We start from the raw sequence: 17022 nt of genomic DNA, 5'->3' as shown, positions 1-17022 counted from the left end.
TTTTAGTTGTTAGAATATTGACCGCTATTGTATCAGTAAACAGCCATTCACTCATCTACTCACTTGTGTAGGCCTACATGCCAACATCACCGCCGAATATATAAATGGACTAATATTCCACTGGTACAAAAAAGCGCCTATTCGTTAATAGACGCTTGATATTTCATAGAGCTACATAATAAGAGCTGCATAAATGGTTAGTGATTCAGAATTTTCGATAAGAACTGCTGCGCACGCTCACTTTTCGCGCCTTCAAAGAATTCATCCTTACTACAGTTCTCAACGATATGACCTTCATCCATAAAGATGATACGATTGGCTACCTGACTGGCAAAACCCATTTCATGCGTCACACACATCATCGTCATACCATCACGAGTCAGCTCTACCATCACATCGAGCACTTCTTGAATCATTTCAGGATCGAGTGCTGAGGTTGGCTCATCGAACAACATCGCTATGGGATCCATCGCGAGCGCACGAGCAATAGCGACACGCTGCTGTTGACCACCTGATAGCTCAGCAGGATATTTATTGGCTTGAACGGTTAGCCCTACGCGATCTAGATACGCCATCGCCTTTTTCTTGGCCTCGCTCTCTTTACGACCCAATACTTTAATTTGTGCGACCATTAAATTATCGATGATGGTCAAGTGAGGAAATAGCTCAAAATGCTGAAACACCATACCGACACGGCTACGTAGCTTCGGTAAGTTGGTTTTTGGATCACCGACAGAGATACCGTTGACCATGATATTACCTTTTTGAAATGGCTCTAGTCCATTTACCGTCTTGATCAAGGTGGATTTTCCGCTACCCGATGGACCACAGACCACGACGACATCGCCTTTGTGGACATGAGCGGTACAGTCAGTCAGTACCTGAAAGTCGCCGTACCACTTGCTAACGCTATCTATCTCAACGACCATCTCACTGCTAGCATGACCACTATTTGTGACCAGTCCACCAAAGTCATTTGTAAACGTTTTAGCATCATTCATCATTGGCTCCTAGCCTTATTCTTACTCTTGCCCAATTGCAGTCGTGCAAAATATATTAATAATCAACGCAGTTAAATTTTGAAAGAGTTAGAGTCTACCCAATGAGATCAGATAACCATGTTCAGATAACCATGCATTGATCGGCTCTAACGCTTCACAGTCCTTTATTAAAACCTTAACCTTTTCTGTACGCGTTGTACGCCGACTGAAGCTGCCAAGCTTAGGACAAAGTACACAGCACCAGCTCCTAAGATATAAGGCGTCAATAGTCCCATTAGCTCACCACGTACATAAGCCGCTCGGAAGAAGTCGGTCAGACCAATAGCGAACACTAAAGTCGTATCTTGGAATAAGATAATACATTGCTGCAAAATCAATGGCAGCATTTTGCGAAAAGCTTGTGGCAAAATGACCAAACGCATCGTCTGACCATAAGTCATGCCTAACGCTTTAGCCGCATTAACCTGACCACTACCGATAGACTGAATACCCGCACGGACGACTTCTGAGAAGTAAGCCGCTTCGAACATCATAAAGGCGACCACACAAGAGGCAAAGGCCGCATCTAGTTGTAGATACTTACCCGCCACCCAAAAATAAATCATCGGTACGGCAAAGTAGAACCACAGTAGCACCAACAGTAACGGTACGGATCTAAAATAATTAACATATAACTTAGCGGGGATCTCTAATGCTTTGATACCTGATAAGCGCATGAGCGCCAATACGGTACCTAAGCTGATACCACCGATAATAGCCAAAAACAGGACTTTTAGCGTGGTAATCATGCCACCCATTAAGCCTGGATACGCGGTCGCAAGTTCGGTCATCATACTCATTTCTGACTCCCTGCGATAAGCCCTGGTACTCTTAATTTACGCTCGATCAGACCCATAATAGCGATGAGTGAGAGATTAAAGACGAGATAAATAATCGTCGCATAAGTATAAATCTCGAGGCTATTCTGTGTGTATTCGCTGATGGTTTTGGTTTGACTGATGAGCTCCATGACACCAACCAATGAAGCGACAGAGGCATTCTTAAAACAGTTGGTCAGCTCAGAGCTAAGCGGCGGTAAGATAATACGGAATGCTTGTGGTAGCAGTACTTGCTTGTAAGCTTGTGGAATAGTGAAACCTAGCGCATACGCTGCATTTATCTGTCCTTTTGGTAGCGACTCGATACCCGTACGTACTTGCTCGACGATACGAGCTGCTGTAAACAGTCCTAAACCAATACTGGCTGAGAGCATCGCGGATGTATTCGGCGATAAATCTCTAAACCACCATTCTTGTAGCGCTGGCGTCAACCAACCAGGTGCCACATAAAACCAAAAAAATAGCTGCACAAGCAGCGGAATATTACGAAAAAAGGTCACATAAGCGGTGCCAATGCGACGAGCTGTTTTGTTAGGTAAGGTACGCATGATACCGAAGATAGTACCGACGACCATCGCGATGGTCCAAGCAATACTACCAATCAGTAATAACCAGCCAAGACCAGTAATCATCCAGTGGATATACAGCTCGTTGCCAATACCCGTATGCTCAAAGAGCACACCCCAGTTCCAGCTATAATTCATGATTGTCTCTCCGAACAGCGATTGAAAAACTTACGTGTCAGATGAACGATGAGTCCGATCTGAACACGTAAGCAAGCTAGATTGAAGGACAAATACTACTGTGCAACTGCTACTTTAGGCTGATCGCTATCATGTGGATTGGCGATAAGTGCTTTTAGGTTGTCTGACATCTCAAAGTTCAAGTTGACATTCTTTGGTGGAATTGGGTTTAGGAACCACTTGTCATAGATGCTATTGATTTCGCCTGAGCTAAAGGTTTTGTTCAGCGCGTCGTTTACGACTGTTTTGAATTCAGGATCGTCTTTACGCATCATACAACCATAAATTTCAAACGATTGCGGCGTACCAACGATGACCCACTCATCAGGATTTTTAGCTTTGGCTTTTTCGCCTGCTAGCAATACATCATCCATCATAAACGCATCAGCACGGCCGCTCTCTAACATCAAGAAACCTTCGCCATGATCTTTAGCAGAGATGATATCGGTATCCATCTTTTTCTCGTCATTGTACTGACGAATATAACGCTCTGACGTCGTTCCAGCGGTAGTCACCAGTCGCTTACCTTTTAGGTCTTCAAAGTCTTTGATACCAGAGTCTGCTTTGGTCAATAGACGGGTGCCAATCTCAAAGAAACCATTAGAGAAAGCCACTTGCTCTTGACGCTCGACGTTATTGGTTGTTGAGCCACACTCGAAGTCGACCGTGCCGTTTTGAACCAAAGGAATACGAGTTTGTGAGGTGATGAGGTTATAACGAACTTCTAGATCTGGCATGTTGAGTTTTTCTTTAATACCCTCAACCACTTTCATCTCTAGATCATGCGCATAGCCCATAGGCTGGTTAGGATCATCGGCAACATATGAAAAAGGAATAGAAGAGTCACGATAGCCGACCACGATGGTGCCAGAGTCTTTGATTTTTTGTAGCGTACCGTTCATAGTCTCTGAAGTCGCTGCATCATCTGCTGGCGCGTCAGTGCTGGTTTGGCTGCTGTTATTACAGCCTGTTAGGCCCAATGCCATTAACACAGCTAAAGTCAACGGTTTGGAAAATGAGTAGGTCATGAAATACATCCTTTTATCACAAGATTAAATGAGTGCTTGGACGACATAGGTCTGGCTGACCTGACTGCCCCGCATCCGTACGGTTGTTGCTATTGTTTAACACAATGCAACTTAATGTTACTGTACAACAAATTCACGGTAGAGGGTGATTTTTTTTTGAGGGAAGTGTTATTTTGGAATCTATTTATTTTTTGGTTAAAGTTCGATGGCTCACAGCTATTACACCACCACAGAGGTTCACAGATATCTGACGAACCTATAAGGGCACTTATCGATCACTATTACCCATAAGTGATAAAACAGTATGGTAACTATGATTGATAAATCAGCAGTAATCCCCATAAAGCTAACAACTTCTTAATACTATAAATGACTTATGACACAAGATACTCAAGTCCCAAATACGGACAGCCAAACTGCTGGCAATCATGGTGACAACGACGTACGCCAACGTTTTTTTATTGAAGATTCGCCTGTACGCGGTGATGTGGTACGCCTATCACGCAGCTATGCGAGCACGATTGCCCAAAAGCCCTACCCTGAAGCCATTAAACGCCTATTGGGCGAGATGTTGACGGCAGCGAGTTTGCTGATCAGTACGGTTAAAATAAACGGTCGCCTGTCTATTCAGTTGCAATCATCAGACAGCGATAGCTTGCTGAATTGGGCGATGGCAGAATGCGATCAAGACGGTATCATCCGTGCGCTTGCCAGCTGGAAGGGCGAGACTGATGAGCAAGTGCAAGCTTGGAATGATATGACCCATGCCAAAGAAGCGTTTGCTGAGCTAGGCGCACCTGGACAAGGCGTGTTGTTTATCAACATTCAGCCTGAGGGCGGCGAGCCATATCAAGGTATCGTCGAGCGTAGCCATGACAATTTGGCAGACTGCTTGGCACATTATCAAAAGCAATCTGCACAGATTCCGACGTTGATTAACCTCGCATCTGACGGCTTGCAAGCGGGCGGTATATTGGTACAAATGCTACCGCGTACGGCTGAAGAAACGGCTGAAGTCGAGCAAAATGAAGATGCTGGTATTGATGATGATTTATGGACGCGTTTGTCTGTATTGACGCGTACGGTCAAGCCAGAAGAGCTGACGACGCTGGATGCCAACGAGATTCTTTATCGCTTGTATCATGAAGAAAACATCGTCGCACCCGACCCTGCTCCCCTAGCATTTGGTTGCACCTGCTCGCGCGAAAAGTGTGAAACAGCCATTGAACAAATCGGCGAAGCAGAAGCTTTAGACATCGTCGAAGAGCAAAACGGTACGTTTGAGATGGATTGCGGATTTTGCGGTGAAGTCTATAAGTTCAATAAAGATGATGTAGCAGCGATATTCGCTGAGTAGTTTTTCATCACTATGAATTAGCCTTTATAAAAACCCCTCAAGTGTGATGCTTGAGGGGTTTTGTTTTTGAGAGGCCGTATATTTTATAACCTCAAATGCTGTAAAAATTTGAGGTTATAATCCTCTACACTGCCACATCTAAACTTCTAGGGTAAGAATATATGCGCGTTCTACCAGCATAGTCACTTCGTCCATTATCTAGCAACCATTCAACGACTTGCTCGCGCACCCGTCTACTATGAATCAGGTTCATATGATTGACGCCATAAAATATTGCTTTGTGACCATCTGGTACAAATAGCGCATGCTCAGCATCATCCTCGCCCAGCGCTGATGCGACCGACACTAGACTGTCCCCTAGCAAATCTGTCACTTTAGACTCGTAATGCGTCTCGATCAAAGCACTGGCGACAAAATAGGTTTTGATACCACTTGGCAACCGTGCAGGGTGACGAAAGTCTTGCGGCAGCACATTACGACCTTCTAGAGAATTCCAGTCAGCATCACGAATACTGCCGTGACGCAGATCAATGATACCCGCACTACGCATATCACCAAGCTTGGCAAGCGAACCTGCAAATGGCAGCTTGGCGATGATGTCTTGCACATAATTACCGATACGCTCCAGCACGGCACCATGATGCGGCGAGCCTAGCGTGATGAGATTGCCCACTCGTTTTATCCAGTCTAGGCGCTCTTGCTCGCCATAAAACAGCGCGCTACGAGAGACCAAGCCGCCCATACTATGACCGATCAAATCTATCTGACTGATATTGGGGTTATTGTCGACCAACTCTTGCAGCAATTGAGAGAACTTGCGACCACTGCGCGAGATACGTCGACCTGTATTGTAATCCAAGTACAGCACTGTCGTATCAGGCTGACTGGTATGAATGGCCGCGCCTAGGTCGTTATTTTCTTGGGCTTGCCAGCTTAAGTGACTCATACATAGACCATGGCACAAAATAGCGACACGCCCTGATAGCGTTTCGCGTTGTAGATTGCCGTCTCTGTCGTATAGCACCATCGGAACAGCAAGCGCATTGTCATTATTAACGAGGTGATCACCCATGACGCCATTGATGACATTGACCAATTTCTTTAAAGAATCTGGCAATGGTCGTGAGCTTTTTTGATCGATCGCCCTTTTATAGATGCGTAGCACTGATGCGAGATTATTACCAACCATCAGCATAATATGGCGTATCGTCCCATAAATGCGTCCAGTGATACCACGTTGCCAATTGTTAACATTGCCTTCGTTAAAACGCCCTAGAGGACGCAAAATAACCTCACGGTGGATGGCTTCTACAATGTCAGTGACTTCAACCACCCCCATCGTCGCCAGTTGGGCTAAGCCCTCAAAAAAATCAGCCAGAGAGACAGGCTCACGCAGCGTCGTCACATTATTATCATCTGCCAACAATTTGACCAGCTCATCGACATCGATGGCTTCAAGTTGATCTATTTGCTCGTACAAATCACCGTGCAGCGGCGGCATGTTATCGTCTGAGACGAAATGCGCCTCAAGTTCATGACGGCTGCGGGCATTACTGTAAGCGCTATCAGGGATAACACTATCAGCATAAGATAAATTTGGACGATTCATAATATTGAAACATTCAGCAAAGGGGATAGTTTTACATACTATCCTTTAAATGAGACAAATAGAAGGGAAATGATTTGACTTTCGGGTACGTTTCTTAGCAAATAACTTAATAATTTTATAGAGATAAGCCTTAGATGATGTCATTGATCTTATAAAACAAAAAAATCCCAAGCCATTACTTGGGATTTTTTAGACTGATTAATTTTTTATAAATCTGCTATATAGTGTTAATTGTCTATATAAATGACTCGGCCAGTATGACATCGCCATCCTCGCGCGTAATCATAACCGTAGCTGAGCGTGGCGTCTTGCCGCCAGCGATAGCACCCCACGTATTACCAGGATGTTGAATATTAATAAATAACGTTTTGAAGTCTGGGGTCATGGTGATACCCGTCACTTCGCAGCCTTCGGGACCAACGAAAAAACGTTTGATATTGTTATCACTAGCAAGCATGCCAACTGGCGTTTGTTGCCCAGCCGAAGTGGTGGTAAGCGCACCATCACTCACCTTGCCCGGTAGCGCCGCCAGTAACATGCAGTTCGTGGTATCGGTATAAGCACCATCATCGGTCTGAATCCACAACACGCCACGTGGGTCAAAGTACAGGCCATCTGGCGAAGACAAATCATTGCTGGCATTTAACTGCGATAAGTTTTCTGCGGACAAACCACTAGGCGCAGCAAACAGATAAATATCCCATTCAAAGGTCGTTGCCGCATGATCGCCGCCCGCTTCTGCCCAGCGGATGATATGCCCATTGTCATTGCCACGCGCTTTGCCACCTGCTTCATAGCTGCGCGGATTGGACGCTGAAACGGGCTGGTCGTCACGCTCGCCGCGATATTTATTATTGGTCAAGGTCACGTACACTTCGCCAGTCATGGGGCTGACTGACACCCATTCAGGTCGATCCATCTTGGTTGCCCCTAGCGCGTCAGCAGCAGCACGGGCAAAGATTAAAACCTCATCCTGTCCATTGAAAGGCAAGTCGCGATTAGAAGCGTCCAGTCCGTTTTGACCATGAATCAGTGCTTTCCATTCGCCTCGACCATTTTCATTAAAGGTCGCGACGTACAGCGTGCCTTCATTCATATACTTGTCACCAGCTTTTAGGCCGCCACCGATATCCGAATTTGACCATGTGGCTTTGGATACAAACTTATAAATATATTCACCGCGAGCATCATCACCCATATAAAAGACCACGGGCTTGCCTTGCTCAACAGGTGCATAGGCACAGTTTTCATGAGCAAAACGCCCCAGTGCGGTACGTTTCTGAGGTACAGATTTTGGGTCAAACGGGTCGATTTCTGTGATATAGCCAAAAGTATTAAAACCATTTCGGTAATCATCGGCAGCGCTTGCCCCAACAGCGGTCATGTCCCAACGTGAGAATTCGTCAGGGATTTTGGCGTCTTTGGCCTCAGGTGTGTGCCACAGATACTCCCAACCCGGAAAATTCTCCATAGCCCCGTAGCGTTCGCGTCCGTAGTTGTACCCAGCGCTCAATTGACTGGCATCTTGTCCACGCGCAAATACGCCTAGGAAGTTCTCTTCGGTGGTCAGATACGTGCCCCAAGGCGACAATCCTGCACCGCAGTTATTATTGATGCCACGCGTCTGAAGGCCTGTCGGATCAAATTTGGTCTTGACCAAATCAGAACCAGCGACAGGACCGGCTAACTGCGCGGTCGTACTGCTGGTAATACGGCGATTGTATTTTGAATCAGCCACCATCTCATAGCCCGCACCGTCAGCACGTCTGCTCATCTCGACCACCGCAACGCCATGGCAATTGACCTCTCGGCGCACATCGCTAGCAAGGCGACGATTTTGAAATATCGGGGCGGCAGTATCATCTTGGGTCACATAATAGCCAAACGGACTCAATTCGCTACTATTCACATATTCATGATTCATGACCAGCAGACCATTGTCTGACGCTTTAGCATCATACGCGCCGCCTTTTTTACCAAAGAACCACATGCCATCATGGTTGTCACCCATGCGCCATTCGAACGACTCGGCAGACTGCTCACGATTGTCTTTCCACTCATCGATACCAGAAATCAGTGGTGTACCCAGTGGCAATATCATCTCCGCTTTGTAGCCTTCAGCGACGCTCATCGTTTCGGCAGTGGAGTGTGCCACTGCGGTAAACTTCAAAGCTTCCGGACGCTTGAGATCACCCTGTGCAGGAATAGCAGCATTGTTGCCTGCGCTATTATTGACAGTATTACCGTCATCGTCGTCACTACAGCCGACCAACGGTAACGCGCCAAAAAAAGCAGCTGCCGTCAATCCTGTGCCACCTTTTAAAATACTGCGGCGGTTCAAGCGGCGGCTAATAATGGTTTGAAAGTCGATATTATCGCTAGGGTTAGAGTCCTCAACGACTTCGTGGGCAAGCAGTTGCTTATTATTCAATGCTGTCATTATCAGTCACCTTGCTGTTAGGCTGGATTGGCGTAAAAAGGCTCGTTGCGGCTGTATTTTGTCTGCCACAACAATACGAATTACGCTTAAGTCTACCGAGCATTTATGACAGTACGTTGAAAGCTAGATGACAATTTGATGACAAGCTTTCTGATGATAAAATTTTATGGCAACAGATAAAACAAAAAATCCCAAGCGTTAACTTGGGATTTTTGATACTTGATACTAGGGTCTGTTGAACATTCAAATATTAGCAAGTTTATTGAACTTGCGCCTGCCATTCATGCGCGCCCAACTTTAGCATGAGCTTATCGCCTGCGTGCAATATACCAACGCCACTTGGCGTACCCGTCATAATCACATCGCCTGCTTGTAAGCTAAAGGCATGACTGATATTTGCCAATAATTCATAAACTGGAAACAACATCAAAGCGCTATCGCCGTCTTGCTTCAGCGTATCATTAATGGTCAACTGATAATGCACCTCAGTAAAATCCCCGAACGCTTGCGGATCGATCCAGTCGGCGAGTACACAAGCACCGTCGAAACACTTGGCACGCTCCCATGGATGACCTTTTTCTTTTAGCTCAGTTTGCAAGTCACGCAAGGTCAAATCCAGTCCCAATGTCACACCGCCGATCGCTTGCTGTGCTTGCTCAATCGTCGCGGCTGATAGGTCTGCCGATAGCTGAACACATAGTTCCGCTTCATAATGCGTATCGCCAAATACTTCTGGATTTGGGCGGATAACGCCTTGACGAATAGAAACCACCGCAGAGGCTGGCTTCATAAATAGCATGGGCGCGGCTGGCACTTCGTTGCCCAATTCGTGAGCATGAGCGGCGTAGTTACGACCAACGCAGACGACCTTTCCGATGGGCGCGCGTAAGCTTTGATTGGCATTTTCAGCGCTGTCATCATCATTGACACTTGCGGCAATGGCATTGACTAAAGACATATGTGGTGATTGGCTCATAATAGGGCAGGTCCTCAATTCAAGTGATTGTATCTAAATGGGCTAAAAATGGCTAAATTTTGTCAAACATCGTCAAATAGCTGATTAATATCCCGATATTATTTGCGCTATTTTCCTCGTTTGACTGCAACTTATCTCATTTTTGTGACCATTTTTAAAATGAGGACACGCCCTAGGCTTTCACAGCAAAATTATCAAATTTTATTAGCAAATTCAGCACTATCTAGCATAACGTTGACGATAAATCGTTTCAATAATAAGCCATCTGGACAAATAACTAAGGAATCGTATTGGTCATCACATCTGGTGGCACATAGCTGGCATGACGGTTCATTCTTTTTTCAAACAGTCTAAAGCTAAATAAGATCACCCATGACAATAACAAGTAGACGATACCAGCCGCAAAGAACAACTCCATTAAGGTATAAGTACGCGCACTAATCGTACGAGCAACACCCGTGATATCCATCAAGGCAATGGTGGATGCAAGCGCACTACCCTTTAGCATAAAGATGACTTCGTTACTGTAGGCTGGAATCACAATACCAAAAGCACGCGGCAAGGTAACACGTGTCAGTTTTTGCCATTTTGACATGCCAATCGCATCGGCCGCTTCTAGCTCACCAATAGGAATATTTTGAATCGCACCGCGAATGATTTCTGCCAAATAGGCACTGGTGTTGAGCGTAAAGGCGATAATAGCGCACCAATAGGCTTTGCTCAGTACCGGCTCCCACAAGAACGAATCACGTACCGCTTCGAACTGACCAAGACCATAATAAATCAAAAATATCTGCACCAGCAGCGGTGTGCCACGGAAAAAGAAAATATACAGAAAAGGAATTATCTGTACCACCCAGCTTTTAGACAGTCTTAACAAAGCTAAAACCAAACCAAAGAGCAGCCCGATAACACCTGATATTATCACTAGTTGAACGGTCAAAACCGCGCCGCCTAGTAAGTCAGGGATATGCTCAAAAATAACCTGCCAATTCCAATCCATAGTATCTCTCCTCTACCCTATGGTCGATTGACGTTGAACGGATTGACGGCTCAGCTTTTTGGCATAGCGCGCCGCTGGATTGGCACGCCATTCAAGCCACATCATAAAGCCCGTAATCAGCATGGTTAAACCCAAATAGATAATCGCCGCCGCCATATAAAAAGTAAACGGCTGCTGTGTTGACTGCGCTGCGCGCGAGGACTGATACATGATATCTTTGAGACCAACCACCGATACCAATGCCGTGTCTTTAAGCAATACCAAAAATAGATTGCCCAATCCTGGCAAAGCAATTTGCCAGACTTGCGGCAAGGTAATGCGATAAAAAGTCTGAAAAGGACGCATGCCAATCGCTTGCGCCGCTTCACGTTGCCCTATCGGAATCTCTTGAATCGACATGCGAAAAATTTCAGTCGCATAGGCACCAAAAGCAATCGACAACGCCATGACACCGCCCCAAAACGCACTAATCTCGACATAGTCGTTATAGCCGAACTTTTTGAGAATGCTCATCAGCAGTATAGAACCGCCATAATAGATAAACAGTACCAAAAGTAGCTCAGGAATCCCGCGCATCGTGGCGGTATAGACAGTCGCAAGCTTACGTAGCAGCCAAATATTCGACAGCTTCGCTGTGGCACCGAGCAGACCAAAAAACATACCGATGACCAAACTGGTCATGGCAAGTTGTATGGTGACGGTAGCGCCGCTTAATAAAAGCGCACCAAATCCTTGTAAATCAAACACAATTATCCACTCAGTCTCTTTATATTAGCAATGTTAGCAAAATATGAGTTAAAAGGATCAGCATCAATAGCTGAGCGCGGCCTAAAACCGTATCTTATATCAAATTGATACGGACAACCTAGTTAATAGAACAAAAAAATATTTACACGATTATAGACGCGGTAATTGACACAGTAAAAATGAGCGCTGATTTTATCATACTCGCTGGACGCTATGTTAATACTGACACGTAAAAGCGCGCTCTAAATAGCTACTTATCCCTGCAAGAAGAAGAAAAATAAGCGAGATTTGACCAAAGTTGACAGTCGATAACCATTTAAACAACAGGAGGTCTTAATAACACTCAAATAACGGTATAAAAAACATAAGGCACTTCGCCAGTAAATAAAGCCAGCAAATAAAAAAGGACATTGCCATGATGGCGATGTCCTCGTTATTCATACTGCAATAGCGAATAGCACCATGATAGCAAATGGTTATTGCGCTGTGCTATCTGCTGCTGGTTGCTCAGTGTTTTCTACTGTCGCTGCACTGGTGCTGGCGGCTGATACAGTAAAGTATTTTTGATTGATTTTGTCGTAAGTACCATTGGCTTTTAGATTGGCTAATGATTCATTGAACTTCGCTTGTAGCGGATCGCCTGGGCGTACGGCTATGGCAAAATTATCATTGATATCAATCTCTTCACCTTTTAGCACATAGTTACTGCCTGATGGTGAGCTGAGCCATTCTATGGCTGGCAGTTTGTCAGATATCATCGCATCGACGCGACCTGAACCCAAGTCTAAGAACGCATTACTCAAGGTATCATAGAGCTTCATATTGGCTTTTGGATAGGTGTCCTCTAACCACTGTGATGAGATGGTCGAGCGCTGCGCGGCAATAGAGTGCGCATTGATATCATCGCTATTGCTCGGATTAAAGCTACTGTCTTTTTTAGCCAAAAAAACCAAGGCATTGCTAAAATAAGAATCCGTAAAACTCACTTGCTGCTCGCGTTCAGGTGTCACCGACATCGCCGCGACGATGGCATCATATTTACCAGCCTTGAGGCCAGGAATAATACCATCCCAATCTTGAGCGACAATCTCGCAAGTGACTTTCATATCGTCGCAGATAGCATTTGCTATATCTACATCGAAACCACCCAGTGTGCCATCTGCATTGGTATAGTTAAAAGGGGCATACGCACCTTCAGTACCAATACGTAATACTTCTTTTGTATCAGCAGCGGTGGCCTCGGTAGCTTCTGAACTGCTATCGTCAGCACTATCTTGACTATTGCTACAACCCGCTAGCATAAAGACCGATACCATGCCCAGTAGCGACATTGACCAGCGGCTGGTCGTTACCAGTTTTTTGACTGAGGCACAAGTCATACTGCTGGCTGGAACAAGATAGTTGCTCATGATCATCCTTGATTTTTATATTAGAGAAACAACTTCGTAAAACAAGGCTTGCCTGATACAGGCAAGCCTCGTATTAGTTGGTCGCGGCTTCTGTTTGCTCTTCTTCAGCAATCATCGCATTGGCATCGACATTACCTTCGTCAACAACGACTACTTGCTCAACACTGCCAGTAGCAGTCGCTTTTTGCGCGGCAGCCGTAGTGCTGGTGCCAAAATAACTGCCAGTGATTTGATCATAGGTGCCATTGGCTTTTAGCTCGGCCAACGCTGCGTTAAACTTGGCGACTAATGGATCGCCTTTACGGAAGGCAATACCCATGGCATCATCGTTGGTGCTGATTTCTTGACCTTTGACTTCGTAGTCTTTACCTGCTTCAGTTTTCAACCAGTCGATACCCGTTACTTTATCCGACATCATCGCGCGCACACGACCTGAGGTCAGATCCAGATAGGCATTGTCTTGAGTGTCATAAAGCTTTATATCAGCATTATCATGCTCATCTTGCAGATATTGCGAAGCAACCGTTGAGCGCTGTGAAGCGACTGGCTGACCTTCGAGACCTTCTACGCTGATATCATCACCTTTTTTACCGATTAAGATGATACCACTGTGAAAATAAGGGTCGCTAAATTCTACAACTTCTTTGCGTTCAGGGGTGATTGACATACCAGCGATGGTCGCATCAAACTTCTGTGCGTTCAGTCCTGGAATCAGGCCATCCCAATCTTGCGAGATAACTTCGCACTCTGCTTTCATTTGTGCACATAATGCGTCAACCAACTCAATCTCATAGCCAATCAGTTTGCCATCGGCATCTGTGTAACTAAAAGGCTTATAGCTTGATTCGGTCGCGATTTTGATATTCAAAGGCGTATCGCTCGCTGCATCCGCTTCGGCACTGTCTGCTGGTGCTGAGCTGTTATTACACCCCGCCAGCATTAGCATTGCTGCGCTTAGCGGCGCAAGCCACAAAGCTTTCTTAGTCATTGATGATGTCATTGAAATTGTCATACCTATTGTTCCTTAATATATTTACCAGCCGTGTATTAACCCACTACTCGTTGATCGATACTGATTGATCAACGCACTTTCTTGCAAGCTCATTTATCAACGCTTACTGACCGAAGTTGATTTGCTCAAGACGTGCCAGCTCACCGTTACTACGGATTTCACTAAGCGCTTTGTTGAAGTCGTCTCTGAGTGGGTCGTCCTTACGGACGGCAATGGCAATATTATCGTCATTGTCAATTTCGTCACCAACAACACCGAAACCTTCTGGATTGTCTGCTAACCATGATTTGGCTGAGACTTTTTCAGCCAATACTGCATCACTACGTCCAGATTTTAGATCCAAATAGGCATTGTCATAATTATCATAAAGCTTAACGGTGTTGCCATCTTTGCCTTCATAATTATCTTGTAGATATGCACCAGGCGTCGTTGAACGTTGACCGCCCAGCGTTAGGCTTTTGATCGACGTAGGATCAAAGCTGCCTTTGGTATCGGTTAGCCATACCATGGTATTGGCGAAGTAAGGCTCACTGAAATCAACTTTTTCTTGACGCTCAGCAGTGATAGACATACCAGCGACCACAGCATCATATTTTTGTGCCAATAGACCCGGAATAATACCGTCCCAATCTTGGGCGACGATTTCGCATTTGGCCTGCATTTGGTCACATAAGGCATTAGCAACGTCGATATCAAAACCTGCCAACGTGCCATCGGCATTGGTATAGTTAAAAGGAGGGTAAGCGCCTTCAGTTGCGATACGAATGGTCTTGCCAGCCGTTTCTGCCGCGGGTGCATCAGCGTTGGCACCAGCTGTTTCATCGGCAGGCTGACTACAAGCACTCAGCATTAATGCTGCAGTGACGGTCATCGATGACCATAATAGGCGAGAATTAGACATCATACATTCCTTAAATTCTAATGGGTTTTAATGTAGGGCTCTGATATTTTGTTCTCTGACTTCCCTGCCAGACAAGAAATATAGATAGCAGAAGATACAAGCAGCCGTCATTATTGACCGCCTGTAAGCCTTTTGATAATACCTGAGTAAAATATCAAAAACAAACGTTTTGCATACCGACTGTTATTATTGGGCAATAAGTAGGCAACGATAATTACCAATCAGCAATTCGATCGGCATAAGTTATGTATAATGAAGGTTCAGACAAAGTGAGTTACGATGCATAAGTACAGAATGCATCGTAATTCACTATCAGTGGTTAACCGTTTTGACGATGCGATGCCATAAAGTCTTTGACACGCTCAGAGGTAGGATTGTCAAAGATTTGTTCGGGCGTGCCCATCTCTTCAACGACTCCTTGATGTAAGAATACGACTTGGCTAGACACTTCGCGGGCAAAACGCATCTCATGAGTGACAATCAGCATCGTGCGCCCTTCTTCTGCCAATTCACGCATGACTGCCAGCACTTCATTCACCAGCTCAGGGTCTAAGGCAGACGTTGGCTCATCAAATAACAATACCCGTGGCTGCATAGCAAGCGCACGGGCAATGGCGACACGTTGACGCTGACCACCAGATAGATTGGCAGGGTAAGCATCTTTTTTGTCAAGTAAACCCACTTTATCAAGCAGCTGCTCGGCATCACTGATCGCTTGATCTTTTTTAATCTTTAAAACTTGCGTTGGCCCTTCGATGATGTTTTGCAAAATCGTTTTGTGCGGCCACAAGTTGAAGTTCTGAAAGACGAAGCCCACACGCGCACGCAAACTCTCCAGTTGCTTGATATCTGAGGCTTGTAGCTCACCTGATTTGCCAGGCTTTAACATCAGCTCTTCATTACCGATGATAATACGACCTTGATTGGGCTTTTCAAGCAAATTAATACAGCGCAATAAAGTGGATTTTCCAGAGCCAGAAGAGCCCAAAATAGAGATCACATCACCATCATAGGCAGTGAGCGACACCCCTTTTAGCACTGCCAATGAGCCATAACTTTTATGGACGTCTTGTAAATCTAAGGCGATAGGACGAGTCGGATTTTTTGCAGTATCAAGCATGGTTCAGCAGGCTTCCAATATATATATGAGTGAGAACGAAAATAAAAAACAGCATCGTATAGAGTATAAAGCAATGCCTTACATACCACCTTAATAGGATAGCGCGATGGCTAAGACACCATAAGAGAGGTATTGTCTCCTATAATGCAGAGAAAACGCAAACTTTGCGCAGCATTAGCTCATGAATCATCCAATGGACTGCTGGCACAAAAAAAGCCCAGACTGCATTTAGGTGCTGAGCTTTATTTTATCACTTTAGTGTACTAGGCGTTGTTTTATCTGATGGTAACATCGCGTCTTTAATAGTGTCTATTAATAGTGTCTATTGATAGTGTTTATTGATAGCCTGCGATTAGTACGTTGAAACATGCTCTGAGCTTTCAGTACCATCCAATACTTCTGCATCATCTGCGGTTGCTACTGCCACATCATCATTTGCACCAACAGCCATGCCATCATCGGCACTTGCAATGGCAATATCGTCAGAGCTACTTGCAGTCGCGCTCTCCTCTACTGCTGTTTGTGCATCTACTGCCGGTTCAGTTTCCATTGGTGACTCATCTTTTTTGCCGCAAGCACTCAACGCCAGTGCCCCTGCGACCAGCCCAACCGTCAGCCAGTTTTTATATGCATATTGTTTAGTAGCCATGTCAATTCTCCATTACCTATGGTCTTTTGATTCAACACTATCTATCGATAGCGTTACTGTCTTAGTGCTTACTATACTGACGATACATCACGGCTACCTTAGTATTTACAGCGCAGTTCTGTTAAAGACACGTAAAGATAGAGTGGTGT

Annotated in this window: 15 protein-coding genes; 1 reads left to right on the top strand and 14 read right to left on the bottom strand. The window is 45.3% G+C overall.

Features of this window, described 5'->3' with window-relative positions; all coding sequences use genetic code 11:
• Positions 1 to 197: 197 nt before the first annotated feature.
• From J5X94_RS09755 to J5X94_RS09740, 4 genes are all read right to left on the bottom strand, one after another.
• Positions 198 to 929 (bottom strand): amino acid ABC transporter ATP-binding protein, encoded by a 732-nt coding sequence (locus tag J5X94_RS09755; protein ID WP_037033768.1) that lies wholly within the window; start codon positions 927 to 929, stop codon positions 198 to 200.
• 239 nt (positions 930 to 1168) lie between these two features.
• On the bottom strand, positions 1169 to 1840 hold the full coding sequence (locus J5X94_RS09750; protein ID WP_194620797.1) for an ABC transporter permease subunit: 672 nt from the start codon (positions 1838 to 1840) through the stop codon (positions 1169 to 1171).
• Complete coding sequence (locus J5X94_RS09745) at positions 1837 to 2583, bottom strand: amino acid ABC transporter permease (protein WP_201592744.1); 747 nt, start codon at positions 2581 to 2583, stop codon at positions 1837 to 1839. The genes J5X94_RS09750 and J5X94_RS09745 overlap by 4 nt, the downstream gene beginning before the upstream one ends.
• Positions 2584 to 2678: 95 nt before the next feature.
• Positions 2679 to 3650, bottom strand: a complete 972-nt coding sequence (locus J5X94_RS09740) for a glutamate/aspartate ABC transporter substrate-binding protein (protein WP_194620796.1) — start codon at positions 3648 to 3650, stop codon at positions 2679 to 2681.
• A 376-nt stretch (positions 3651 to 4026) separates the two neighbouring features.
• Between J5X94_RS09740 and J5X94_RS09735 the strand changes: the two genes are divergently transcribed.
• Complete coding sequence (locus J5X94_RS09735; RefSeq protein WP_210541120.1) at positions 4027 to 5007, top strand: Hsp33 family molecular chaperone HslO; 981 nt, start codon at positions 4027 to 4029, stop codon at positions 5005 to 5007.
• 124 nt (positions 5008 to 5131) lie between these two features.
• On the opposite strand, the gene J5X94_RS09730 is transcribed toward J5X94_RS09735, so the two are convergent.
• The 10 genes from J5X94_RS09730 to J5X94_RS09685 form a co-directional block, all read right to left on the bottom strand.
• Positions 5132 to 6616 (bottom strand): hypothetical protein, encoded by a 1485-nt coding sequence (locus J5X94_RS09730; RefSeq protein ID WP_210541119.1) that lies wholly within the window; start codon positions 6614 to 6616, stop codon positions 5132 to 5134.
• A gap of 235 nt (positions 6617 to 6851) precedes the next feature.
• Positions 6852 to 9056, bottom strand: a complete 2205-nt coding sequence (locus J5X94_RS09725; RefSeq protein WP_210541118.1) for a PhoX family protein — start codon at positions 9054 to 9056, stop codon at positions 6852 to 6854.
• A 259-nt stretch (positions 9057 to 9315) separates the two neighbouring features.
• Entirely contained in the window at positions 9316 to 10032 is a 717-nt protein-coding gene (locus tag J5X94_RS09720; protein ID WP_228293222.1) for a fumarylacetoacetate hydrolase family protein, read from the bottom strand.
• Positions 10033 to 10309: 277 nt separating this feature from the next.
• On the bottom strand, positions 10310 to 11035 hold the full coding sequence (locus J5X94_RS09715) for an ABC transporter permease (protein WP_189582836.1): 726 nt from the start codon (positions 11033 to 11035) through the stop codon (positions 10310 to 10312).
• Positions 11036 to 11047: 12 nt separating this feature from the next.
• A complete protein-coding gene (locus J5X94_RS09710; protein ID WP_010201853.1) occupies positions 11048 to 11782 on the bottom strand; it encodes an ABC transporter permease in 735 nt (244 codons plus the stop codon).
• A 476-nt stretch (positions 11783 to 12258) separates the two neighbouring features.
• On the bottom strand, positions 12259 to 13098 hold the full coding sequence (locus J5X94_RS09705; RefSeq protein WP_373299637.1) for an ABC transporter substrate-binding protein: 840 nt from the start codon (positions 13096 to 13098) through the stop codon (positions 12259 to 12261).
• A 166-nt stretch (positions 13099 to 13264) separates the two neighbouring features.
• Entirely contained in the window at positions 13265 to 14203 is a 939-nt protein-coding gene (locus J5X94_RS09700) for a transporter substrate-binding domain-containing protein (protein ID WP_210541116.1), read from the bottom strand.
• 103 nt (positions 14204 to 14306) lie between these two features.
• Positions 14307 to 15107 (bottom strand): transporter substrate-binding domain-containing protein, encoded by an 801-nt coding sequence (locus tag J5X94_RS09695; RefSeq protein WP_189582843.1) that lies wholly within the window; start codon positions 15105 to 15107, stop codon positions 14307 to 14309.
• A gap of 316 nt (positions 15108 to 15423) precedes the next feature.
• Entirely contained in the window at positions 15424 to 16224 is an 801-nt protein-coding gene (locus tag J5X94_RS09690) for an ABC transporter ATP-binding protein (RefSeq protein WP_210541115.1), read from the bottom strand.
• Positions 16225 to 16576: 352 nt separating this feature from the next.
• Positions 16577 to 16873: a hypothetical protein gene (locus J5X94_RS09685; RefSeq protein ID WP_010201863.1), complete on the bottom strand. Its 297-nt coding sequence runs from the start codon at positions 16871 to 16873 to the stop codon at positions 16577 to 16579.
• Positions 16874 to 17022 lie beyond the last annotated feature (149 nt).

It is taken from the genome of Psychrobacter sp. K31L, assembly GCF_017942195.1.
Classification (GTDB): domain Bacteria; phylum Pseudomonadota; class Gammaproteobacteria; order Pseudomonadales; family Moraxellaceae; genus Psychrobacter; species Psychrobacter glaciei.
Note: the sequence above shows the minus strand (reverse complement) of the source record. Positions and strands in the feature narration are given on the sequence as shown.

What these genes read in the sequence shown, in the direction of transcription:
- J5X94_RS09755 (WP_037033768.1), bottom strand. Translation starts at nt 929, where the DNA reads ATGGTCGTTGAGATAGATAGCGTTAGCAAGTGGTACGGCGACTTTCAG.
- J5X94_RS09750 (WP_194620797.1), bottom strand. Translation starts at nt 1,840, where the DNA reads ATGAGTATGATGACCGAACTTGCGACCGCGTATCCAGGCTTAATGGGT.
- J5X94_RS09745 (WP_201592744.1), bottom strand. Translation starts at nt 2,583, where the DNA reads ATGAATTATAGCTGGAACTGGGGTGTGCTCTTTGAGCATACGGGTATT.
- J5X94_RS09740 (WP_194620796.1), bottom strand. Translation starts at nt 3,650, where the DNA reads ATGACCTACTCATTTTCCAAACCGTTGACTTTAGCTGTGTTAATGGCA.
- J5X94_RS09735 (WP_210541120.1), top strand. Translation starts at nt 4,027, where the DNA reads ATGACACAAGATACTCAAGTCCCAAATACGGACAGCCAAACTGCTGGC.
- J5X94_RS09730 (WP_210541119.1), bottom strand. Translation starts at nt 6,616, where the DNA reads ATGAATCGTCCAAATTTATCTTATGCTGATAGTGTTATCCCTGATAGC.
- J5X94_RS09725 (WP_210541118.1), bottom strand. Translation starts at nt 9,056, where the DNA reads ATGACAGCATTGAATAATAAGCAACTGCTTGCCCACGAAGTCGTTGAG.
- J5X94_RS09720 (WP_228293222.1), bottom strand. Translation starts at nt 10,032, where the DNA reads ATGAGCCAATCACCACATATGTCTTTAGTCAATGCCATTGCCGCAAGT.
- J5X94_RS09715 (WP_189582836.1), bottom strand. Translation starts at nt 11,035, where the DNA reads ATGGATTGGAATTGGCAGGTTATTTTTGAGCATATCCCTGACTTACTA.
- J5X94_RS09705 (WP_373299637.1), bottom strand. Translation starts at nt 13,098, where the DNA reads ATGGTATCGGTCTTTATGCTAGCGGGTTGTAGCAATAGTCAAGATAGT.
- J5X94_RS09700 (WP_210541116.1), bottom strand. Translation starts at nt 14,203, where the DNA reads ATGACAATTTCAATGACATCATCAATGACTAAGAAAGCTTTGTGGCTT.
- J5X94_RS09695 (WP_189582843.1), bottom strand. Translation starts at nt 15,107, where the DNA reads ATGATGTCTAATTCTCGCCTATTATGGTCATCGATGACCGTCACTGCA.
- J5X94_RS09690 (WP_210541115.1), bottom strand. Translation starts at nt 16,224, where the DNA reads ATGCTTGATACTGCAAAAAATCCGACTCGTCCTATCGCCTTAGATTTA.
- J5X94_RS09685 (WP_010201863.1), bottom strand. Translation starts at nt 16,873, where the DNA reads ATGGCTACTAAACAATATGCATATAAAAACTGGCTGACGGTTGGGCTG.